A 22,366-nucleotide genomic window follows, 5' to 3' on the forward strand; every position below is an offset into this window, starting at 1 on the left:
ATTTGTTCAGTTTAAAAATTATCATACGACAGAGAAAGTAAAGGATTGAGCATGTTATTCAGCGAACAAAATTTTAGGAGAAGAGGTGAATTTTCAGGAAGTATAGAAGTTGTATGTGGCTCTATGTTTTCTGGAAAAACAGAGGAACTTATTCGCAGGTTAAAAAGAGCTCAGATTGCAAAGTTAAATGTTGAGATTTTTAAACCTCGCACGGATACCCGTTACCATGAAAGTGCTGTAGTGTCGCACGATTTAAATTCCATAAATTCTACACCGGTGGATAACGCATCGGCCATACTTTTATTAGGCGCAAATACACAGGTTGTTGGCATTGATGAAGCTCAGTTTTTTGATAACGAACTGCCAGAAGTATGCAATAAACTTGCAATGAAAGGTATCAGGGTGATTGTAGCAGGGTTGGATATGGATTTTACCGGTAAGCCTTTTGGACCAATGCCGGCATTAATGGCCATTGCAGAACATGTAACCAAGGTTAATGCGGTTTGCGTTTGCTGTGGTAACCCTGCTTTATTTAGTTACCGAACCGTTGCTGATGAATCGACTGTACTTTTGGGCGAGAAAGAAAGCTATGAGCCGCGGTGTAGGGCGTGCTACAATATCGATAAAGGCTAAGTCCGTTTATCTTGCAGTGGTTCAATAGTCATTAGCTCGTTGGTTAAAGTGCTTTGCTGATTCGCAGTCGCTATTTGACGATTCACTGTTATTGCTCATTTTAAATATTTTTGCTATCGGTTGCGAAACCTTTAAGCTTATCCGCTAAAGCATAAAATCATGAAAAAAAACATTTCTATTCTCGGTTGTGGTTGGTTCGGTTTTGCACTTGCCAAGAAATTAATCGAAAATGGCTATAATGTTAAAGGGTCGACAACAACTCCGGAAAAAATTCTTTTGTTGGCAGAAGCTAAAGTAAAACCATTTCTTATAAATTTTACCGGGGAGAAAATTGTTGGCAACGACGATTTCTTTGATGCTGATGTACTCTTTATCTGCATACCGCCTAAAAGAAATTCAGCCGAACTGGAAAGCTATCCTTTCAAAATCAAATCGATTTTAGAAAGTGCTGAAAATAGAAGTGCAAACATTGTGTTAATTAGCTCGACAAGTGTGTATGGCGACGAGAATAAAACCGTGAACGAAAATACATCGACCAGGCCTGATACAGCTTCTGGCGGTGTAGTAGCAGATGCGGAAGAAGTTTTTAAAATAAAATACCCTCAAAATTATACCATTATCCGCTTTGCGGGATTAATCGGCCCGGAGCGCAATCCTGGTCGCTTTTTTGCCGGCAAAACCAATGTGCCTAACGGCTTGGCGCCAGTAAACCTCATTCATCAAACGGACGCTGTAGGCATAGCGATTTCTATTTTAGACAAGCAGGCTTTTGGGAGAATTTACAATGCTTGTGCACCAACACATCCATCGAAGCAGGAATTTTATACCAAAGCAGCACTCGATAGTGGCTTGCAGAGCCCGGAATTTGTTGCTGAAAAAGCGAGCTGGAAGATAGTAGAGAGTATAAATGTTCCGGAGTTTTTGGGTTATGCCTTTGAAATTAAGCTTTAAGTGCCGATTTCCTCCGCGAAAAATAATTAACTCAACAAGCCCAATAATTCCTGCCTGCTTAGGTTTTTAAACAAGCCGTTTTCGTTCTGAATTAAATCTTTAACCAGATCTTTTTTCACTGCCTGCAGTTTCATAATTTTTTCCTCAATCGTATCCGGGCAAATCAGGCGAACGGCCATTACATTTTTATGTTGGCCAATGCGATACGCCCGGTCAATGGCCTGGTTTTCTACCGCAGGGTTCCACCAAGGGTCAACGAGGTAAACATAATCTGCTTCGGTTAAATTTAAACCCGTTCCACCGGCCTTTAAACTGATTAAAAAAACCGGAACGTCGGTATTCTGGAATGATTGCACAACTTCCTGCCGCTTTTTAGTCTGCCCGGTTAAATATTCATACTTAATGCCTTTAAGCTCCAGCGCTTTTTTGATTAAATCGAGCATGGTTACAAATTGCGAGAAAACTAAAATTTTATGGTTTGCGGCCTTAACCTGAAGCTGTTCTATAAGCACATCAATCTTTGATGATGCCTGTAAATAGGACTTCCCATCGGCAAGCAGGGCTGCAGAGTTGCAAATCTGCCTTAGGCGGGTTATACTTTTTAACACATGCATCGAACTTTTAGGCAACTCATCTTCAGTTTTCCCTAGAATATAATCCTGAATTTCCTTTTTATTTGCCTCATAAACTTCACGTTGCTCCGCTCCCATTTCACAATAAAGTATTACCTCAGTTTTATCCGGTAGTTCTTTGGCAACCTCTTCTTTAGTTCTTCTTAAAATAAAAGGCCGAATCTTTTTCTGCAATTCAGCCGCCCGTTTGCTGTCTTTAAACTGATCAATCGGGGTAGAGTATAAATCTGCAAACTGTTGTTTACTACCAAACAAACCCGGACAAGCGAATGAAAGTTGTCCATACAAATCAAACGTATTATTTTCTACGGGCGTTCCCGTAATGGCCACTTTATTTCTGGATTGCAACATGCGCACCGTTTTATACCGCTGCGATTCGGGGTTCTTTATGTTTTGCGACTCATCCAGAAAAATATAATTGAAGCGATAATCTTTCAGGAAACGAATATCAGAAAGTAGTGTGCCGTAAGATGTGAGAACAATTTCATAATTGTCAAAATTATAGGATTTTTTTGTCCTGTCGGTTCCGTAAATGGTTTTCACCTTAACAGATGGCGCAAATTTTTCGACTTCCGTTTTCCAGTTAAAAATTAACGATGCCGGCACAACAATTAGATTTGTATTCTGTACGACTTTTTTTCGTTGCGTTAAAATAAAGGCAATAATCTGAATGGTTTTGCCCAATCCCATATCATCGGCCAGGATGGAACCAAAGTTAAAATCATCCAGAAAATTTAGGCGGTTTAAACCGTCTTTCTGGTATTCACGCAGCGTAGCATTAAGTTCTTGAGGTATTTCAATATCAGTGGCTAAATCTGCTCCGTCAAACTTCTGTTTAAAACTGCTAAGCTCATTTTTAACATGGCCTTCAAGCAAAGCATCTTCATACAAATCGTTTATTACTGCAAACTTTATTTTTGGGGTAAGCAAAGTGTCCTCAACAATTTCACCTGCGCTGAAATAACCCGTAAACTTTCTAATCCATTCTTCAGGCAAAATGCCCTGAGTTCCATCATCGAGCGTTACAAATTTGCTTTTATTTCTAATCGATTTGTGCAGGTGCTTTAGCGCCACATTTTGCGTACCAAACTTCAGCTTTACTTTGGTTTCAAACCAGTCTGTTCCGCTTAAAACTTCGATATTAATTGCAGCTTTGTAACCATTAAGCTTGTTGTTTTTGAGCTGGTTGAAACCTAAAATATGAATTTCTTTGCTTCGCCATGCCTCAAAAGCATCTAAAAACCAAAGTTCTTCCAAAAATCTTTTGCGGTGGAGGTAATACGAATCGTTCGTTTCCTGATCGTAAAAGAAAGGATGTTGCCTTAATATTTCAGCAATAAATTGCAACTCGACCTCTTCATCACGCTTCACGGTAAAAAGATTACCGAACTTATCCTGCGATTGAATTGTCTTTTTGGAAAGCACCGGAATTTCCAGGTTACCATAACGCATAACCGGAGTAATCAGAATAAAATCTTCAGATTCTGACAGGTAAACCAGTTTTTCCAATTCCAGATCGAAGCCCTTTTCCTCAATTTGCCCCTGCGTTGCCGGTTTAAGGAAGGAATAATCTACCTTGATATTGTTTTCTAACTGAATAAGTATGTTTTTTTGAAACTCCGGATATTTGCTTTTGTGAATAACAAGGCGATTGCTTTGCTTTACAAAAAAGCCTATCACCTTAACCAAATCTGCATTAGCTAAAAGGTAAAGCTGGTTTTTCAGTTGCACAAAATAGTTATACCTAATAACAAGATTATCGAGGGAATAGGCATTTCCGTTTATCTGTAAACGGCCGTTAATTTCGAAAAAATCGTCTTTTTGGTTCACAGATAAATGTAAATCACCATCAAGTAGCTGCAAATCGACAGGTAGAATTGATGAAGGCTGAATGTTGGAATGCAGTTTATTATCGTGCAGGAAAACCGGCATTTTCCTGGGGTTTTTCACTACCGATTTTAATGCCTCAATTTCAGCGGCAACATTTTCCGTTGTATAGTTATTTTGAAACCTCGCAATTCCGCTATAAAACTTCAGCACTGCACTGTCTTCTGTTTTGAAGAGATAATCTGCAGGGTTAACCACTTTCATCGGGTTTTTAACTTTCCCGGTTTTAGTAAGTGCAGCCTCGAACAACTCGATATTGAGCTGCCCGTAATAGCGGTGGTTACCCAGCACGAGCAAGAGTGGCGTGCCTTCAGCATTTGAGATCGAGACAGTTTTTTTAGCCGGGAGTAAGGCAGACTGAAGCTGTTGCCGGGCTTCCGTATTAAAGGCCTGCAAGGCGGCTAGTTTCGGTGCGATGTTAAGCACATCATGTTCTAATTTAATTTTAAAAAGCTCTTCCAGATTTTTTTCGTTTTCCAAACCGTAATCCGCAGCTATTTTGGTTAGTTTTTGTCGCCTTAAGTTAGCGTCAAAGAAAATCTGTAATTCCTGACGCTGCAAAATGTTGTATAAAACCTGCGCCTGATGCTCACAAAGCTTATTTTTGAGGGCATCGCAGCGACACGATAATTTAACGGCGTTTTCAGTTTGCTGAACCTGAACCAGGGGAAAGGCTTGCGACGCTGAGGGATGCGTGAAGGCGGCAAAATTTATTTCAATTTGCGTTGGATGGAGTTTAAAGAAGTCTTTGGTATCAGTGTGAATTTGATTGCTTAAATGCCTTAAAATAAAAATATTGCTCAGATCCTTCAGATTAAATTCCTTCAAAAGGTAATCGAAAGGATTGCCCGTTTGAGAAGCTAAGTTCGATTTTTCTCCATCCATCAGCACAATATAACAAGAAATTAGATAAAGGATTTTTTAAAGTGATGAATTTATAAGCGCTACAATATCGGCGATAACATCTGTCGATTTAAGAATTTTATAATGGCCGGCACCTGGGTAAGCTTTCGATTTTATACCTTCATTTTCAGCTAAAAAACCGGCTAAAAAAGGATATGGAGAAATGTGGTCTTCCGCATCGTAGGCTAAAAAGTGATTAAAATCTGCTTCGAGTGTGTATAAACCGGTAAGATTGAAATGCTCCGCGTTAACCGGAAATTCCTTACTAAAGTTTTTAAAGAAATGGGCTTGCGCCAACCTGCCGATATTTACCGAATCCATGCTTTGCTCAAAATTCTCCTTCAGCCTTATTAAAGGTGCAATACTGATTAACAGATTAGGTTTCAATGGTATTTCCTGAATTGCAATTACGTTTGCCATACCGCCAAGCGAATGACCAATAAGGATATCCGGTGTGGCATAGTTTTCTGCAATTGATTTTATTGCATCTGCATAAAGCATCAGGTTAGAAAATTCAGAATTGGAGCTACCATTTCCCGGCGCATCAAAAGCGATAATTTCCAGGCTGTCAATCTTCCGGAGTTCTACAATCAGTTCGTAAAAATCTGCCGCTTTCGAGGCCCAGCCATGTGTAAGCAGGACTTTTGTAGCCCCGCTTCCCCAGCTAAAGCAATTAAATCCGAGCTCTTCTCGCGTAAAATAAGCATCGAAAACCTTTAAGCTAAACCTTGTCGATTCGGCCAAAAGCGTTTCCTGATGCAAACGCAAAGGCATTTTGGGTGAGTAAAAAATAAATTCGCGTATTAATTTTTCAGCATCGCGGTGCTGATTTTCTGCTGAGATTTTAAGCTCATTAACAATTCCCTTAAGTCTCTTCAAAATTTTCTGATGTTTTAAATTAAAGTAAACTTTTCAAATCCGCCGGCGAATAATTAACCGATTTAAGGGTCTTATCGTCGCCTTTTCTGAAAACCAGAAACAATCCATCAACTTCTTTATGGTAAGCTTCAGTACCATCTTTATCAAGGTAAAACCGAATCGTCTGTTCTGCTTCAGCAACGGTTTTGCAAGCCTTACTCATGTTCGAACGATGAACTTCATCAAACAAGGTTTTAAACTTAGCGCCTAAACCAAACTCGTGAATGGCACCAGCCAAAACATACTGCAAATCGCAAAGCGCATCGGCCACTTCTACTAAATCATCGTTTTCTACAGCCTCCTGCAACTCTTTCAACTCTTCTGCCAGTAACGAAATACGAAGGTTAGCCCGCTGTTTAGATGGAATAACCGGCGCATCCAAAATTGGATGTTTAAAAGTGGTGTGAAACGCTGCAACCTGGGTTAGCGAATTGGGCTCTTGCATAAATTTGTTTGATTTAAATTCTCAGCAAACTTAAAAAAATCGGGCTAAAATTTACCGACAATTTATGAACATCCTACCCTTTCACTTTACCCCTATCGCCCGGGTAATTTAGCGTCTTTCCCGCACGATTTTAAAAAAATCTTCCTTGTAGGTATCACCAATGGGAATGGATTGGTCGGCAATGAAAAGTGCGTTCCCATCTATCGTTTTAATTTTTTCGAGGGAAATAATGTACGATTTATGAACCCGGTAAAACGGCGGATGTGGTAATTGCGTTTCCAGCTCCCGCAAAGACTGATAGGTAATAATCCGCTGAGTGGCCGTGTAGACAGAAACATAGTTCTTCAGGCCTTCAATGTATAAAATTTCGTTATAATTAACCTTGATGAACTTGTTTTTGGTATCTCCTTTTATAAAAATAAAATCACTTACAGAAGTTGATAGAGGTGCAGCCTCAATTGGTGTTGGCGAAATAATCTGACGGGCTTTTTGGGCAGCCTGATAAAACCGTTCATACGAAATCGGCTTTAGCAGGTAATCTACAACGTTTAGGTCAAAACCATCCAGCGCATATTCGGGATAAGCTGTAGTTAAAATAACTTTACATTTATCGCCACAAATTTTCAGAAACTGAATTCCTGTTAATTCAGGCATTTGGATGTCGAGAAACACCAGATCTATTTTCCCTTCCTGCACCATGCCCAAGGCTTCAAAGGCATTCGTGGTGGTTGCAACCAGTTCTAAAAAAGGTGTTTTATTAATGAATGCGGCGATAATGTCTGAAGCGTAAGCCTCATCATCAACAGCTAAACAGCGAATCATAAATTTAAAATTAAGGTTGTTTTATAAGTATTTCCGTTGTTCGAAACCAGTAAATCGTGCTTATCAGGGTAAATTAAATCAAGCCGCCTGTGTACGTTAGCCAAACCCACACCACTCGAATGATCCTTTTGTGCATGGCTTATTTTATTGCTCACTTCGAAGCTCAGTCTTTTATTTTGAACCTTCAACCGTATACGAACCGGCTGGGCCTGGTCGTTTAGTACGCCATGCTTAAATGCGTTTTCAACAAACGGAATCAATACCAGCGCAGCAATTTTTTGCTGACTTACCCCTAGCGAAGTAAAATCAACATGAAAGTTTGGTTCGAAACGCATTTTGAAAAGTTCGATATAACCCTCTAAATAAGCAACTTCCTTGTCGAGGTTTACCATTCCATCCGGACTTTCGTTCAGCGTATAACGCATTAAATCAGACAAGCGAAGCACCGCATTCGCAAGTTTATCGGAAACAGGAATAGCAAGTGAATATACGTAATTTAAAGTGTTGTATAAAAAATGAGGGTTTATCTGCGATTTCAAAAATGCCAGTTCTGACTTTACAACTTCAGCTTTTAGTTTCTGGTTGGCTTTTTCTGTTTTAAAATTTTGCTGAACGCTGTATATCGCTGCAGGTATAACCAGAAAAGAAATGCTGTAATAAATGTTATCCGATATATACTTTGAAGCCTTCGTATCATCAGAATAATTTTTCATCCCAAACCATTCAAAATACAAAACCTGCTCAATGAGGTACCTCGAAGCGATGAAAAAGGCGATCGTAAGTAAAAGTGAACCAATCAGCTGCAAGATTTTATCACGTTTTAAAAAAAAGGGATATATAAGCAGATAACAGATGTAAAATTCTAGAATCTGAATAAAGTTCATCGAAATATCAAATGCAGATTGCCTTAAGGTTACGCCCTTAATAAGTACCTCGCCGTAGAGATAAGCCAATACGAGCACCCAGCAGATGATGTGGATTAGTATTGTTTTCATTTGTTTCATGCTGTAAAACTCTGCAAAGCTTTAAATTCCATCTAATTTGTTATCTCAACTACCTTAAAAATTATCCCAATGGGATTTTCAGCATACCAGGCAGCTATAAAACCAATAGCATCCAAACGTTGCAGGCGAAGTGACCCGAATTTCCAAGTGGTGCATTCAGCTTTTTGAAACCAATTTTTTCGTACATACTAACTGCCGTTTCAAGTTCTGGGAAAGACTCAAGGTATATTTCGTTATAACCAAAGTGCTGGGCAGATTCTATGCTTTTTTGCATCAGCGCTTTACCAACGCCTTTGCCACGGGCCGCGGCAGATACATAAAATTTAACGAGCTCTACACATCCCTCAGGCAGGCCTTCGGTTGGGAAAATACCACAACCGCCCAATAAAATGCCATTTTCCTCTGCCAGCCAGTAAACAGAACCTTCGCGTTTAAACACTTCCGATAAATGGTCTGTTGTTGGATCGGTGTACACCGTGCCAGGTTTATCTATTTTAAATTCCCTGAAAATTACCCTGATTAAATCTGCTAATTCCTTGTTGTCTCTTTCTTCTATTTTACGAAAACTTATACCCATGTTCTTTTTAATTCGAGATCATAATAAACGCTTGATGTTCTGTTAATATACCAAAGGTACATTTACTAATATTTTAAAGGAAACATGAATCAGATATTTAGTTTATTTATACCGAAAGATAAAACTTTCCAGCCGCTGTTTGAACAAAGTGCAGAAAACCTGGTTAAAATTTCAGAAAGCTTCATCACATTTATACGCTCGGTGGAACCGGCCGAAAAGGTAAAAATCGCTAAAGAAATAAAATCGCTTGAACTTACCGGCGACCAGGCCACGGATACCATTTACGCCGAACTAAACAAAAGTTTTATTGTTCCTTTTGATAAACAGGATGTACATGCACTTGCAACTTCGATTGATGACATTGCGGATGACATTTTAGGAACGACTTTAAACATGGAACTTTATCAGCTGGATACCTCAAATGTTGCAATGTTGAAACTTGCAGAAATTATAGCTAAAATGTGCAGTCAGCTTTGTACAGCGATAAAAGAATTAAAGCATTTTAAAAATAAACAGTTAATTATAAACGTTTGCGTGGAGGTGGGTCAGTTGGAAAGCAAAGCCGACCGACTTTACGAACAGGCAATTTCATTGCTTTTCGACAAAGAAATTGATGCAATATCGCTCATCAGGCAGTCGGAAATACTGGCACAACTGGAAAAAACAACTGATAAATGTGATGATTTGGCAAATGTTATTGAAACCATATTTCTTAAAAACGCATAATTAGAATGCTGAAATGCTTTTCGCAAAAATTCAGCAAACAAAAAGCCTACTTATGGTTTTATTATTAAAAGACCATTATGGAAAATAAAGATATTAAACCGCAGATTTCGAATTCGAACCCAGACCCAGAGCCAACTGAAGATGCTCAGTCTTTGGTTGAAACAATAATTCCGTCAACAGAAGACAGCGCAAGTACAACCACAAAGGAACAGGCTGCTGAAGAAAACAGTTCTGCCGATGCTGCTGAGGATAAAAGTGATGCAAAAGCTGAAGCAGGTACGCCGGGCAGTGACGAAAAGCCAAAACAGGACGCCGGTGACGACGCCGATGAAATTGAAACCGTAGCGCCATAACGATTAAGCGGTTTGTAAAAAAGCCTGCAACTGAAATAGTTTTCATATTTTGGCGTTATGATACACATGAAAAAGACACTAATGTTTTGCTTGTTAACCATTTCTATATTTGGTTGCGGCATCAACAAGCAGGCGCAGCAAATTAAGGCGCTGGAAGCCTGTACGTATAAAATAAAAAACGTTAACCAGATTACTTTAGCGGGTTCTGATTTAGGGCGACTTATAAATCAGCAGGATTTTAACCTGGCAAGTTTACCCGGAGTAGCATTAGGTTTGTTAAGAAAAGACATTCCGCTGCGGGCCAACCTTAATTTAGAAATAACCAATCCATCGGCAGACCTTGCTGCAATTAATCAGTTCGAATACAAAATACTGGTAAACAATACTGATTTAGCTGAAGGTATCGTAAACCAGGCCGTTAGCATCCCCCAAGGGCAAACCGTAACCGTTCCTGTACAGATGGGCAGCAATATTTATGGCCTTATATCGAATGGAAATGTGCTCAACGATATTATTAAAGCCGCTCAGAAAGGTTCTAAAAGCGATGAAAAGCTGGGCTTGCTCACCATTAAAATTAAACCAACAATAATGATTGGCAATACGCCGGTGAAATATCCAGGATACATCACCATTAACAAAGACATTAGCAGCAAAATATTGTTGTAAACAAAAGGCCCCGATTATAAAATCGGGGCCTTTTTGTTGTCTAGAACTTTCTGTGGGGTTCGTAAATCATCCCTTTAAAACTATTCTGATCCAGCTGGTCTGCAACCAGCTTAATTTCTGAAACTGATAATCTGGCGGGCATGGTTGTAGATTGTGCACTTAAGCTGCCAGTTTTAGCTGGCGAGGTTACGAAACTTCCTGTTCTCGCATAGAGTAATGCATAAGCCAAAAGTGTTTCACTTTCATCGCCCCAACCCTTAGTTAAATCTTCGAAAGCCTCTTTATCAACTGTTAAGCCCGAGTAGTAACCGCCTGTTCCAGCCTGATTTTTCGTTTCAAACTCAGGAATGTACATATCCACCTTATCAATCTTTATTGGGAAAAACCCTACAGGCTTACCGTAGGTAGTTGTGCCGATTAACTTTACATCCATAACAGGTTTTAAACTGTTAACCGTTAACTCACTTGCCGAGGCTGTAGAACTTGTAACAATAAAATAGACCCGGTTTAAATTTAGGGAGCCTGATTTTGCAAATTTTTCAACGTTATCTGATGAGTTTGCCGAGTAATCTAAATCTGCATAAGTTGCGTACTTACCGTTTACACCGCTTGTATAGGTTTGAACTTTTCCCGCATCATCCAACAAAGGCTGATTGGCCAAGATAGAAGCTTTACGCTGTGCAGTGGTTAAGTTTTGCAGATAAGTATTGTAATAGGTAGAAAACATGGTATTTCCGTTTTGTGCCATCGGAGTAAGAATGTTGATTATCTGTGTCGCGGTGCTTACAAAACCTCCGCCGTTATACCTTAAATCAACCACAACTTCTGTAACACCCTGACTCGCAAAGCCGTTAAATGCTGAGCTTATTGCTGCCGAAGCATTGTTTGTAAAACTATTGAAAACAATATAACCCACTTTTTTCGTACCTGCAGTATACACGTTTGTATACAGTATTGGATTTACTGTATAAGTTGCCCGGGTTACGGTAGCCGATTTTGTGGCGCCGGTTAAATCGATAAAGGTTAAGGTTACAGAAGCATTGGTGCCGAAAAGGGCATCATTTAGAAAAGAAATATTACTCGTTGTATAGGTTAAGCTCATCCGCCCGTTTACTGCCGTTATTTTGCAACCCCTGGTTAACCCCTGCTGGCTTGCAGGCGAATTCGGGTAAACATATTTAACTCTTAAATCGGTTGTAGTATTGTACATAACTGAAAAACCATAATCATTTTCAGTGCCATTCACATCTGCTTTCAGCGATGCTTTTTTGCCTGCGGTGCCATAATCGAAAAAAGAATATTTTGGCGTGGTAGAGGTTGCACTCACATACTCATAGGGCTTACCGGTTGCGGGGTCGGTCGAGAATTGGGTAATCGCAAACAATTCAGTCTCATTAGAACTGTAAGAACGTGGTTTAAAGTTTTCGTATGTTGGCAAAGAGGTATTCCAATAATAAAGTTCTTTAGAATACAGAAATATCGAATCCTTTGTTAGTTCATCCCTCGTTCCTGTTACCGAAGGTGTTGTTGGCGGAACAACTACATCGGGGACAGGCGAACTTTTTTTACACGATGTGAATATCGAAAGGCATGCCATCGAAATGAGGCAGATCGAGTTAACAATATTTTTTTTCATAGGAATTGATCATCAAGAAAGGTGTTCTGTATTATATATACGTCAAATCAGCACTAAAAGTTCGCTCGAAGCAAATTTTTACGATATACATAAACTAATGTAACAACAAATATCGAATTTGAGTTAAGGCTATCGGTAAACCAAAGAAAAATGACGGTATACAAAAAAACCTTTCATTGCTGAAAGGCTTTTGCTGCAACTTGGGATGGCGTTACAGAGGGATTCAGTCCTTCTACCAACTGAAATGTTTTAATAGGCGTATATTTTGATGTTAAATTTTTTTTACTTGCTTCCTTTATAAAAGAGCGGATCTGTTTTGCTCAACCTTTGGATTTGTATCTTTTCAAAATATGAACTGATAATACCATAAACCCTCGGCTGATTACTGAAATAAAAATAGCCAAATTAAGGTAGCGCAGTTAATAAAGTAGATGAAAAGCTCCATAAAGTCGAAGTAGCAGGCAATCTCGAAGATTTAGATACCGCCACCACTTACATAAGAAGGAGATAATGGCTTTAAAGGCTTAATCAAACGTTTGTTTAAAAATTAAAACTTTACAGCCTTGCCCCAAAACCCGAAACTTGTCGCCTTTGCCCCTCCAATTTCTTTATGTTTTTAAGGATATTTGATTGGGAAACACAGAAATTATTATGGAAAAGCTAAAATTTAAAAAAGAAATTAACGCTTCTGCTGAAAAAGTTTGGGAGGTTCTTTTGGGCGTAAGTACTTATCCCCTATGGACCGCAGTATTTGCAGCGGGTTCGACAGTTGAAACGGATTGGAAAAAAGGTAGTAAAGCCTACTTTTCTGATGGAAAAGGGCATGGAATGGTTTCGAGGATCGAAGAAAACATACCGAACCAGTTTATTTCGATTAAGCATCTTGGCGAATTTAAAGATGGAAAAGAAGACCTGAATAAAGATTGGGGTGAAGCATTTGAAAACTACACTTTGGAAACCGTGGAGGGTAAGACACTGCTCACAATTGATCTCCAAATCAGCAAAGACTGGGTTGATTATATGGAAAAAACCTGGCCCGCGGCGCTTGAAAAAGTTGCAGAACTTGCAGAGTAGTAAGCTGATATCAAAAAGAAAGCCTTTCATTTCTGAAAGGCTTTTTAGGAAGTGGTGCCACCTGGATTCGAACCAGGGACACAAGGATTTTCAGTCCTTTGCTCTACCGACTGAGCTATGGCACCTCCTGTTAAGGATTGCAAATGTAATATTCTTTTTTTCAAATACAAGAATGGATTTAAAAATCATTCGTTGTAGTTAAACCAAAAAGCCTTTCAAAATTGAAAGGCTTTTGGAAGTGGTGCCACCTGGATTCGAACCAGGGACACAAGGATTTTCAGTCCTTTGCTCTACCGACTGAGCTATGGCACCTCCCGTTTGGGATTGCAAATGTAGTGTTCTTTTTTCAAAAGCAAAATTTTTTTTAAAAAAAGCCTTTCAGTACCTCATTATCAATTAATTAAATTTTGCTACATTTTTTAAAGCGAAGCCTTCGATCTTTAGAATCGATACAAACTATATTTTTTAGGCATTTTTTTATGCATGCATAGTAATTTATTTAAATTAAATACCTTAATTTAGCGCTACAATCCTAAACTACATGGTAAGTCAAATTCTTTTTCTCCTACTTACGTTAGCGGCTGTGGGGCTGTTTACGGTTAACTTTCGGAAAATTATCCGTAATATCCGGTTGGGTAAAGACATAGATCGAAGCGACCAGCCTCAAAAACGGCTAATGACGATGTTACGTGTTGCTTTTGGTCAGTCGAAGATGGTTGTACGCCCGATACCGGCTTTTTTACACTTTTTTGTTTACGTGGGCTTTGTTATCATTAACATTGAGGTGTTGGAGATTATGATCGATGGACTCTTCGGCACACACCGGATTTTTCACGGTTTAGGTGGTTTATATAACTTTCTAATCGGCTCGTTTGAAATTCTTGCGTTAACCGTATGGCTTTCTTGCGTAATATTTTTAATCAGGAGACATGTTTTAAAACTCAAACGCTTTAGAGGCGTGGAAATGACGAGCTGGCCTAAGTCAGATGCAAATTACATCCTGATTACGGAAATTTTACTGATGACTGCCTTCTTACTGATGAATGCTGCCGATGCGAAACTTCAAACTTTAGGCGCCAGTCATTATGTGAGTGCGGGTTCTTTCCCTGTTAGTCAGTTTTTTATGGGGATATTGCCGAATTCAGAAAGCGCTTTAATAACGCTGGAGCGAGCTTGCTGGTGGTTCCACATTGTAGGGATACTGGCATTTTTAAACTACCTCCCTTATTCTAAACATTTCCACATCTTGTTTGCTTTTCCAAATACCTATTTTTCGAATCTTAAACCAAAGGGAGCGTTCACAAACATGGCATCTGTAACGAATGAGGTAAAGGCAATGCTTGATCCTTCATTTGTTCCGGCAGAAACGGAGCCAGGGAAATTCGGTGCAAAAGACGTAACCGATTTAAACTGGGTTAACCTGATGAATGCTTATACCTGCACAGAATGCGGGCGTTGCACATCGGTTTGTCCGGCAAATATTACGGGAAAATTGTTATCACCGAGAAAAATTATGATGGATACCCGCGACCGGGTTACGGAAGTTGGGAAAAACATTGATAAACACGGACAGGATTATCAGGATGGAAAATCCTTGCTGGATGATTACATTAGCAGAGAAGAAATATGGGCCTGCACAAGCTGTAACGCATGCGTTGAAGCTTGTCCGGTAAATATAGACCCGCTGCAGATTATTATGGAATTACGCCAGTTTGCTGTTATGGAAGAATCTCAGGCCCCTGCAAGCATAAACGCGATGATGGGTAATATCGAAAATAACCAGGCGCCCTGGAAATATTCTCCTGCCGACCGTTTAAACTGGGCGGAGGGAAACTAAGTGATTGCCTTTAATTATTTATAAAAATACTTGATACAAGGATATGGAATTTAAAGTGCCAACAATGGCTGAGTTAATGGCCGCTGGCGAAGAACCCGAGATTTTATTTTGGGTAGGTTGCGCCGGTAGTTACGATGAAAGAGCACAGAAAATAACCCGCGATATTTGCAAAATTTTACATCACGTGGGCATAAAATATGCTGTTTTAGGAACAGAAGAAAGTTGTACCGGCGACCCTGCTAAACGGGCTGGCAACGAATTTCTTTTCCAGATGCAGGCGATGACAAATATTGAGGTATTAAACGCCTACAATATTAAAAAAATAGTTACCGGCTGTCCGCACTGTTTCAATACGATAAAAAACGAATACCCCGGTTTGGGCGGCAGTTATGAAGTCATTCACCACACACAGTTAATACAGGATCTAATAAACGAAGGCAAGCTAAAAGCAGAAGGCGGCGAGAGTTTTAAAGGCCGCAAAATTACCTACCACGACCCTTGTTATCTAGGCAGGGCAAATGGAATATATGAAGCGCCCAGAAAAGCGCTGGAGGTGCTGGATGCCGAACTGGTAGAAATGAAACGCTGCAAAAGCAACGGCTTATGTTGTGGCGCCGGCGGTGCACAAATGTTTAAAGAACCGGAAAAAGGCAATAAAGACATCAACGTTGAACGCATTGACGAAGCGCTGCAGACAAATCCGCAGGTTATTGCCGCTGGCTGTCCGTTTTGTATGACGATGCTAAGCGATGGCATTAAATTAAAAGATAAAGAGCAGGAAGTGAAAGTGCTGGATATTGCAGAAATTACAGTAAGAGCAAATGGATTGTAAGCTAGGGATTTGTAATTTTTGTTAAATTATCCCTGATTCGGTTTAAGTCCTCAGCTTCTATATTTTTGAGTGGGACAACGATACAGGTTGACATAGAATCTACATCCCCGCTTCTGTCATTATAGGTTTGAACGATAACATCATCACTTCTGGTTCTTAAAACGAGCCGACCGGAAGTGGTTGTTCCGTAATAATCCAAATCTTTAAATTTTGCCAGCTTAAAGGCGAAATATTCTATTTTTCCGTTATTAAAAAAACGTTTATATCGGCAAAAACCATTGTTGGTAACATTTAGTTCGTACCTTTTTACAAGGCTGATTTCCTGGCTGGCATCATAATGCGTTGTTAAACTTTTTTGAAGATAAATGACATATTCCTCAAGAGAATCTTTGGTTGAAAAAGCGCTTAAAAGCAGGCACAAGGCAGGAATGAGCAGCAATTTCAAGCAGAATGTAAACTTTTTCATGGGGATGGCATTTTGATGATTCCAAGTTAATTAAAATGATAAATTTGTAGTATGATTTTTTCTCCACAATCACGGGTTTGGATATACCAAAGCAATAGAAAATTCACTTCTGCTGAAGAAGCTGAAATTTTAGCAAAACTGGAAGCTTTTACAGGCCAATGGAAGGCGCATGGAAACGAACTAATGGCAAAAGCGGAAATCAGATATGGTTATTTTATTATTTTAACAGTTGATGAAAGCCAGGCAAATGTTACGGGTTGCTCAATTGATAGTTCGGTAAGGATTATTAAAGATGTTGAACAAACCTACAATGTTGATTTGTTTAACCGATTTAACATTGCTTACAAAATTGCTGATGAAGTTCATGTTCAGGGCAAGGAAGATTTCGAAACACTTGTAAACATAAAGAACATTACGCCTGAAACTATTGTGTTTAATAACATGGTTCAAACCCTAAATGAGTTGGAAACGAAATGGGAAGTACCTCTGAAAAACAGCTGGCACTCAACCGTTTTTGCACACTTATTATAGAAAATACAACTTACCCTTTTTAGCTCTGAATAATTACCACCGGCAAAACAAAATTGCTTAGAAAAAAACTTTATATTACCAGATATAAACGACTCTATGGCACGCTGGTTGAAAATATCTTTAAAAGTAATTGTTACGCTTTTCGTTCTGGTTATTTTAACCTGGCTGGCCGGTGCATTTTACATCAGCCGAAATAAAAAAGAAATCCTGGGTTCTATCCTTTCGCAGCTAAATAAAAATTTAAATGGCGAAATCACGGCAAACAGCATGGAGCCGACCCTACTCAAAGGCTTTCCAGGGGTTTCTGTTTCGTTGAAAGATGTATTACTACGAGACAGTTTATGGTCGAGACATAAACATGATCTGCTTAAAGCGGAAGACATCGATGTATCATTGAATGTTTTATCACTCATCTTTGGCTCCGTTAACATTAACCAGATTACGCTAAATAACGCCTCTATTTATCTTTATACAGATTCAACAGGTTATAGCAATACCAGTATCTTTAAAAGTAAAGAAAAGGTCGAAAAAAAACCTGACGCGAAAAGTTCTTCAGATTTTGCAGTTAAGAAAATCGATTTTAATAAAGTAAACCTGATTGTAGATAACCAAAAGCGATTTAAACTTTTCAATTTTAATATCGACCAGATTCAGGGGCGTCTAAAATATCCCGATAGCGGCTGGACCGGCAGGATAAAGCTGAAAACCATGGTTAACAGCTTCGCCTTCAACACAAAAAAAGGTAGTTTCTTAAAAGATAAATTGCTCGAAGGAACCCTTTCTGCGCATTACAGCAAAGCAGAGGATGCGGTAATTTTAGACCCAGAGGTATTAAATATTGGAGAACATCCTTTTAAAATTGGTGCGAAGATCGACCTGGCAAAAGCTGGTTTCAACATTAGTATCGCTGTAGATCAGATTCTATTTAAAGAGGTGGCTTTGCTCCTATCGCCCAACATTTCTTCGAAACTTTTAAAGTTTGGCATTGAGAAGCCTGTCGATATCAGGGGAAATATAATTGATGATGGCTCGGGCAAATACGGCGATCCATTGATTAAAGTTGGCATAAAAGTTAGAGATAACGTGGTTAGCATCCCGGCGGGAAAATTAACAGAAGCAAATTTCGATGGTTCTTTCACCAATCAGGATACGGTTGGCGGGGTAATTGGTGATGAAAACTCATCTATAAAATTTCACAGACTTACCGCGAAATATTTCAATGCACCACTAAAAATCGACACATTTACCGTAAACAACTTATCGAGGCCAATAGCAACGGGCCTGGTAACGTCTCAGTTTCCACTGTCTAACCTGAATAATTCCTTAGGTACAAACGATTTCGAATTTAAAAACGGTACGGCCAACCTTCGTTTGTATTGTAAGGCAGATATTGATAATTTTCTTTTTACCAAGCCTGTCGTTTCCGGTAAGATTCAGATTGCTGATGCTGATATACTCTATATACCACGCTCGCTCCATTTGGTGAAAAGTGCCTTGAATATTAATTTTAACCAGAACGATTTATCGATCCGGAACGGACATTTCCAACTTGGTAAAAGCGAACTAAATGTAGATTGTAGCATTGCAAACTTCGCGAATCTGTATTATACCGATCCAGATAAAATTCTGGTTAATTTGAAAATGAATAGTCCGCAGCTTTACCTAAATGAATTCCTTCCATTTTTAGGACCGCGAACGGCTAAGAAAAAATCAAAATCCACTAATTCTATGAAGACTGCTTCAAAAGAACTTAGCAATGTTCTGGAGGTGTCTAAAATGAACATTCGCCTAACCGTAGGGAAGGCAATCTATGATAAATTTACCGCCAAAAACCTCGATGCAGATATCTCGCTTCGTGGAGAAGGGATTTACCTGAATAAAATCAGCGTCGCTCATGCGGGAGGTTTGTTATCGCTTAATGGAAACATAATACAGGAAGCGGCATCGAACAGTTTTAAAATTAACTCAAAGATTAGTCATGTTAGCGTTTCCGATTTTTTCTATTCGTTCGATAACTTCGGTCAGAAAAGCATCACCAGTAAAAATTTAAAAGGCTATTTATCATCGCTGGTAAATATTTCCGGAAGGATAGCCCATAATGGTAAAATCATGCCACGTTCGATAAACGGCAAAGTAGTTTTCAACCTGAATAAAGCTGCCCTAACAAACTTTGAACCATTAGAAAAAGTTGGGAAACTGGCTTTTGCAAACCGGAATCTCTCTGATATCAGGATAAATAACCTCGATGGAATCCTAAACATTAGGGGCGACAAGATTGAAATTAGTCCGATGCAAATAAATTCGAGCGTTTTAAACCTAAATGTTAAAGGCATTTATGGCATTACCACAGGAACCAATATTGAAATGGATATTCCCCTGCGAAATCCCAAAGGGGATGAAAACCTGGATAGAACTCAGAAGAGAGCGGCCCGAATGCGTGGCATTGTGTTACACCTCAAGGCCTTTGACGAAAATGGCGAGTTAAAAGTCAGGTGGAATAAGGAACATGATTAGTTTTAAAAACCGGAATGCAAGCCTTGTTACAAGTAGATTAACCAATACAGCTTTTTGGACCAGGCAGCTTCTAACCTGTTAAAAATCCAGAGGGCCAAGTCTTCTCATATTTTTTAAGATAAGGTACTGCCTGTGCCTGATATACGGGGTTGCATTTTTGGGCGTCCACCTCCTTGGATTTGGAAAACAGGAAGCAATTAATGCCGCCTGATTGCGGGTAAGCCTGGTGCACGATTTACCATAATATGCCTGTGCCGCAGCTTCTGCACCATAAATTCCGTCGCCCATTTCAATTACATTAAGGTAAACTTCGAGAATCCGTTCTTTGCTCCAGAACATTTCAATAAGCAAGGTAAAATAGGCCTCAAAACCTTTACGGATCCAGGAACGCCCTGGCCACAAAAAAACATTCTTCGCCGTTTGCTGAGAAATGGTGCTCCCTCCTTTTACCTTTTTCCCTTTTGCATTGCTTGCAAAGGCTTTTTCAATTGATTTAAAATCGAAGCCAATGTGTTGTAAAAACAATTGATCTTCTGCCGATACAGCGGCCCGTTTCATATTATCGGAAATGTTTTCAAATTTAATCCAGGTTTTCTCAGTTTTAAAAGGCTTCCCATCCGCTTTGCGTTCAATGTTACGCAAAACCATAAGTAAAGTAATTGGTGGGTTTATAAATCGTAATGCAATTACCCAAAAAATAGATACCAACAAAAAGTATATAAACACCTTGGTAGCGATATCGGTTATCTTTTTAATTAATGGGTTTTTCGCCTTTGCTTTAGCGCCTGGATTTCGTTTTTTCGCCATTTGGCAAAGTTAATAAAAACTTAAGCGCTTATTAATTGCAAATATCGATTATAAAAATCACCGGCTTATTTCATTTCTTATTAAACATATTTGCCTTTCGAACGTTAAAACAAAAAGCATAAATTATGAGCGTAAAAGTAGCCCTTGTAACAGGAGGAAGTAAAGGAATTGGTTTCGGTATTGCCGAAGCACTGTTAAAAAACGGTTATAAAGTTGCCATTACCAGCAGAACGATAGATTCGGCAAATCAAGCGGCGGCCACTTTGGTAGAACACGGCGACGTTTTAGCCATCGAAGCCGATGTTAAAAATTTCGCTTCGCAGCAGGCAGCAGTAAATTTGATTATTGAAAAGTGGGGGCAACTGGATGTACTGATTGCAAATGCGGGTGTTGGCTATTTTGCCCCTATTGATGAACTGGAAATTGACCACTGGAACGAAATCATCGATACCAATTTAACTGGCGTATTTTATGGAATTAAGGCATCTGTTGAAGCAATTAAGAAGACACAGGGAACAATAATCACCATATGTAGCTTAGCCGGAACGAACTTCTTTGCTGGCGGCTCGGCATATAATGCGAGTAAATTTGGCTTAACAGGCTTTTCGCAATCTGTAATGCTCGATTTGAGAAAGTATGGTGTAAAAGTTAGTACCATTATGCCAGGTTCGGTAGCCAGTCATTTTAATGATCATAATCCGGATGCTGAAGCAGATGCATGGAAAATACAGCCCGAAGATATGGGTAAACTGGTTGTGGATTTGCTTGCAATGCCTGCGAGAACCTTGCCAAGTAAAGTTGAAATCAGGCCTACAACACCGAAAGGATAAGTTTGTAGCTGGTTATTTTGTCGCCTGGTGATGGTGGAGTTATTTTCTGTCCTTCATCAATGGTAATCAAAAAAAAAGTCCTTTCAGAAACTGAAAGGACTTTTTTATGCGTTAAAGAATGCTTATTCAGCAATTACTTCAAAAGGAACCTGAACTTTAACTTCTTTGTGTAAGTTTAAGTTAGCGATATATTCGCCAACAAATTTAGGCTCAGTTTCGAAAGTAATACGACGGCGGTCAACATCAAAGCCTTGTGCTTTTAATGCCTCAGCAATTTGGATAGTGTTAACTGCACCAAATATTTTTCCGCTTTCGCCAGCTTTAGCACCGATAGATAGTTTAACATCAGTTAAACGCTCAGCGATACCTTCAGCATCTTTCTTAATTTTATCTTGTTTAAAAGCAGCTTGCTTTAAATTTTCAGCCAAAACTTTCTTTGCAGAAGATGTAGCTAAAGATGCAAATCCTTGCGGAATTAAATAGTTACGACCATAACCTGGTTTTACCGTAACGATATCGTCTTTCTCGCCTAATGATTTAATATCTTGTTTTAAAATAATTTCCATATCAAATCCTCCTATTTTAATTGGTCAGCAACGAATGGTAACAAACCGATGTGACGGGCACGTTTAACGGCTTGAGCCACTTTACGTTGAAATTTTAACGAAGTACCAGTTAAACGGCGTGGTAATAACTTACCTTGATCGTTAATGAATTTTAACAAAAAGTTTGCGTCTTTGTAATCAATGTATTTAATACCGTTTTTTCTGAAACGGCAATATTTTTTACGGTTATCCTCTACTTTAGGGGCAGTAACGTATTGTATTTGTTCTCTCGCCATTACGCTGCAACCTCCTTAGTTTTTTTGTTGAACGCACCGCTGCGTTTTTTAGCGTTATAAGCAACCGCATGTTTATCTAACCTGATGGTTAAAAAACGAAGCACACGCTCATCACGTTTTAATTGTAATTCTAATTTAGCAATCAAGTCGCCCGGAGCACTATACTCGGTTAAATTGAAAAATCCGTTAGATTTTTTAGCGATCGGATACGCTAATTTTCTCAAACCCCAATTGTCTTCATGGACAATTTCGGCACCGCCATCAGTAAGAACAGCTTTGAATTTGGCTAAAGCCTCTTTCGCAACTTCTTCTGATAACAACGGGGTTAGAACGATAACAGTTTCGTACTGATTCATTGTTATATAATTTAATTTTTTTTTAATCCCGAGGTATATTACGGGGTTGCAAAAGTAATAATACTTTTCTTTAAATCAAAGCTTTAATTAGAAAAAACAAGCAGGGTAATCTGCTTAAAATCAAA

At 39.1% G+C, this 22,366-nt stretch carries 23 protein-coding genes and 2 tRNA genes; 11 read left to right on the forward strand and 14 right to left on the reverse strand.

Annotated elements, in window-relative coordinates:
- Positions 1–51 precede the first annotated feature (51 nt).
- Complete coding sequence (locus tag ASG14_RS12185; protein ID WP_056871327.1) at positions 52–633, forward strand: thymidine kinase; 582 nt, start codon at positions 52–54, stop codon at positions 631–633.
- 159 nt (positions 634–792) lie between these two features.
- Positions 793–1,584 (forward strand): NAD(P)-binding domain-containing protein, encoded by a 792-nt coding sequence (locus ASG14_RS12190; RefSeq protein WP_056871328.1) that lies wholly within the window; start codon positions 793–795, stop codon positions 1,582–1,584.
- A gap of 26 nt (positions 1,585–1,610) precedes the next feature.
- On the opposite strand, the gene ASG14_RS12195 is transcribed toward ASG14_RS12190, so the two are convergent.
- From ASG14_RS12195 to ASG14_RS12220, 6 genes are all read right to left on the reverse strand, one after another.
- Entirely contained in the window at positions 1,611–4,988 is a 3,378-nt protein-coding gene (locus ASG14_RS12195; RefSeq protein WP_056871329.1) for a DEAD/DEAH box helicase, read from the reverse strand.
- 36 nt (positions 4,989–5,024) lie between these two features.
- Complete coding sequence (locus ASG14_RS12200; protein WP_056871330.1) at positions 5,025–5,885, reverse strand: alpha/beta hydrolase; 861 nt, start codon at positions 5,883–5,885, stop codon at positions 5,025–5,027.
- A gap of 19 nt (positions 5,886–5,904) precedes the next feature.
- Entirely contained in the window at positions 5,905–6,369 is a 465-nt protein-coding gene (locus ASG14_RS12205) for a nucleoside triphosphate pyrophosphohydrolase family protein (RefSeq protein ID WP_056871331.1), read from the reverse strand.
- A gap of 108 nt (positions 6,370–6,477) precedes the next feature.
- Complete coding sequence (locus ASG14_RS12210) at positions 6,478–7,191, reverse strand: LytTR family DNA-binding domain-containing protein (protein WP_056871332.1); 714 nt, start codon at positions 7,189–7,191, stop codon at positions 6,478–6,480.
- Positions 7,188–8,186 (reverse strand): sensor histidine kinase, encoded by a 999-nt coding sequence (locus ASG14_RS12215; protein ID WP_162238732.1) that lies wholly within the window; start codon positions 8,184–8,186, stop codon positions 7,188–7,190. The genes ASG14_RS12210 and ASG14_RS12215 overlap by 4 nt, the downstream gene beginning before the upstream one ends.
- Positions 8,187–8,289: 103 nt before the next feature.
- On the reverse strand, positions 8,290–8,772 hold the full coding sequence (locus tag ASG14_RS12220; protein ID WP_056871334.1) for a GNAT family N-acetyltransferase: 483 nt from the start codon (positions 8,770–8,772) through the stop codon (positions 8,290–8,292).
- A gap of 84 nt (positions 8,773–8,856) precedes the next feature.
- On the opposite strand from ASG14_RS12220, the gene ASG14_RS12225 reads away from it, so the two are divergent.
- From ASG14_RS12225 to ASG14_RS12235, 3 genes are all read left to right on the forward strand, one after another.
- Positions 8,857–9,498, forward strand: a complete 642-nt coding sequence (locus ASG14_RS12225) for a DUF47 domain-containing protein (RefSeq protein WP_056871335.1) — start codon at positions 8,857–8,859, stop codon at positions 9,496–9,498.
- A 77-nt stretch (positions 9,499–9,575) separates the two neighbouring features.
- Positions 9,576–9,851: a hypothetical protein gene (locus ASG14_RS12230; RefSeq protein ID WP_056871336.1), complete on the forward strand. Its 276-nt coding sequence runs from the start codon at positions 9,576–9,578 to the stop codon at positions 9,849–9,851.
- Between the two features lie 66 nt (positions 9,852–9,917).
- Positions 9,918–10,517 carry a hypothetical protein gene (locus ASG14_RS12235; protein ID WP_056871337.1) on the forward strand — a complete coding sequence of 200 codons (600 nt, stop codon included), beginning with the start codon at positions 9,918–9,920 and terminating at the stop codon, positions 10,515–10,517.
- A gap of 40 nt (positions 10,518–10,557) precedes the next feature.
- Here ASG14_RS12235 and ASG14_RS12240 read toward each other — a convergent pair whose 3' ends face one another.
- The gene (locus ASG14_RS12240) at positions 10,558–12,153 is read right to left on the reverse strand and encodes a S41 family peptidase (protein ID WP_056871338.1); all 1,596 of its coding nucleotides are present in this window, start codon (positions 12,151–12,153) and stop codon (positions 10,558–10,560) included.
- Between the two features lie 651 nt (positions 12,154–12,804).
- Between ASG14_RS12240 and ASG14_RS12245 the strand changes: the two genes are divergently transcribed.
- Positions 12,805–13,227, forward strand: a complete 423-nt coding sequence (locus ASG14_RS12245; RefSeq protein WP_056871339.1) for an SRPBCC domain-containing protein — start codon at positions 12,805–12,807, stop codon at positions 13,225–13,227.
- A 52-nt stretch (positions 13,228–13,279) separates the two neighbouring features.
- On the opposite strand, the gene ASG14_RS12250 is transcribed toward ASG14_RS12245, so the two are convergent.
- Positions 13,280–13,352, reverse strand: a tRNA-Phe gene (locus ASG14_RS12250).
- Positions 13,353–13,466: 114 nt separating this feature from the next.
- Positions 13,467–13,539 (reverse strand) — tRNA-Phe (locus ASG14_RS12255).
- A 229-nt stretch (positions 13,540–13,768) separates the two neighbouring features.
- Here ASG14_RS12255 and ASG14_RS12260 point away from each other — a divergent pair.
- Positions 13,769–15,064 (forward strand): 4Fe-4S dicluster domain-containing protein, encoded by a 1,296-nt coding sequence (locus ASG14_RS12260; RefSeq protein ID WP_056871340.1) that lies wholly within the window; start codon positions 13,769–13,771, stop codon positions 15,062–15,064.
- Between the two features lie 43 nt (positions 15,065–15,107).
- Positions 15,108–15,896 carry a (Fe-S)-binding protein gene (locus ASG14_RS12265; protein WP_056871341.1) on the forward strand — a complete coding sequence of 263 codons (789 nt, stop codon included), beginning with the start codon at positions 15,108–15,110 and terminating at the stop codon, positions 15,894–15,896.
- Between the two features lies 1 nt (position 15,897).
- On the opposite strand, the gene ASG14_RS12270 is transcribed toward ASG14_RS12265, so the two are convergent.
- A complete protein-coding gene (locus ASG14_RS12270) occupies positions 15,898–16,362 on the reverse strand; it encodes a hypothetical protein (RefSeq protein WP_056871342.1) in 465 nt (154 codons plus the stop codon).
- A gap of 51 nt (positions 16,363–16,413) precedes the next feature.
- On the opposite strand from ASG14_RS12270, the gene ASG14_RS12275 reads away from it, so the two are divergent.
- Both ASG14_RS12275 and ASG14_RS12280 read left to right on the forward strand, forming a co-directional pair.
- A complete protein-coding gene (locus ASG14_RS12275; protein WP_056871343.1) occupies positions 16,414–16,893 on the forward strand; it encodes a hypothetical protein in 480 nt (159 codons plus the stop codon).
- A gap of 96 nt (positions 16,894–16,989) precedes the next feature.
- Complete coding sequence (locus ASG14_RS12280; RefSeq protein ID WP_056871344.1) at positions 16,990–19,407, forward strand: AsmA-like C-terminal region-containing protein; 2,418 nt, start codon at positions 16,990–16,992, stop codon at positions 19,405–19,407.
- Between the two features lie 78 nt (positions 19,408–19,485).
- Here the strand turns inward: ASG14_RS12280 and mtgA are convergent, their stop codons facing one another.
- Complete coding sequence (gene mtgA / locus ASG14_RS12285; RefSeq protein WP_056871345.1) at positions 19,486–20,214, reverse strand: monofunctional biosynthetic peptidoglycan transglycosylase; 729 nt, start codon at positions 20,212–20,214, stop codon at positions 19,486–19,488.
- Between the two features lie 125 nt (positions 20,215–20,339).
- Between mtgA and ASG14_RS12290 the strand changes: the two genes are divergently transcribed.
- Entirely contained in the window at positions 20,340–21,044 is a 705-nt protein-coding gene (locus ASG14_RS12290; protein WP_056871346.1) for an SDR family oxidoreductase, read from the forward strand.
- A gap of 122 nt (positions 21,045–21,166) precedes the next feature.
- Here the strand turns inward: ASG14_RS12290 and rplI are convergent, their stop codons facing one another.
- From rplI to rpsF, 3 genes are read right to left on the reverse strand one after another with little or no spacing between them, the layout of a single operon-like run.
- On the reverse strand, positions 21,167–21,610 hold the full coding sequence (gene rplI, locus ASG14_RS12295) for a 50S ribosomal protein L9 (RefSeq protein WP_056871347.1): 444 nt from the start codon (positions 21,608–21,610) through the stop codon (positions 21,167–21,169).
- An 11-nt stretch (positions 21,611–21,621) separates the two neighbouring features.
- Entirely contained in the window at positions 21,622–21,885 is a 264-nt protein-coding gene (gene rpsR, locus ASG14_RS12300) for a 30S ribosomal protein S18 (protein WP_056093004.1), read from the reverse strand.
- Positions 21,885–22,241, reverse strand: coding sequence for a 30S ribosomal protein S6 (gene rpsF / locus ASG14_RS12305; protein ID WP_056871348.1), 357 nt, complete (start codon positions 22,239–22,241; stop codon positions 21,885–21,887). The genes rpsR and rpsF overlap by 1 nt, the downstream gene beginning before the upstream one ends.
- Positions 22,242–22,366: the final 125 nt, after the last annotated feature.

This window comes from Pedobacter sp. Leaf194 (genome assembly GCF_001423945.1).
In the GTDB taxonomy this organism is placed as follows: Bacteria; Bacteroidota; Bacteroidia; order Sphingobacteriales; family Sphingobacteriaceae; genus Pedobacter.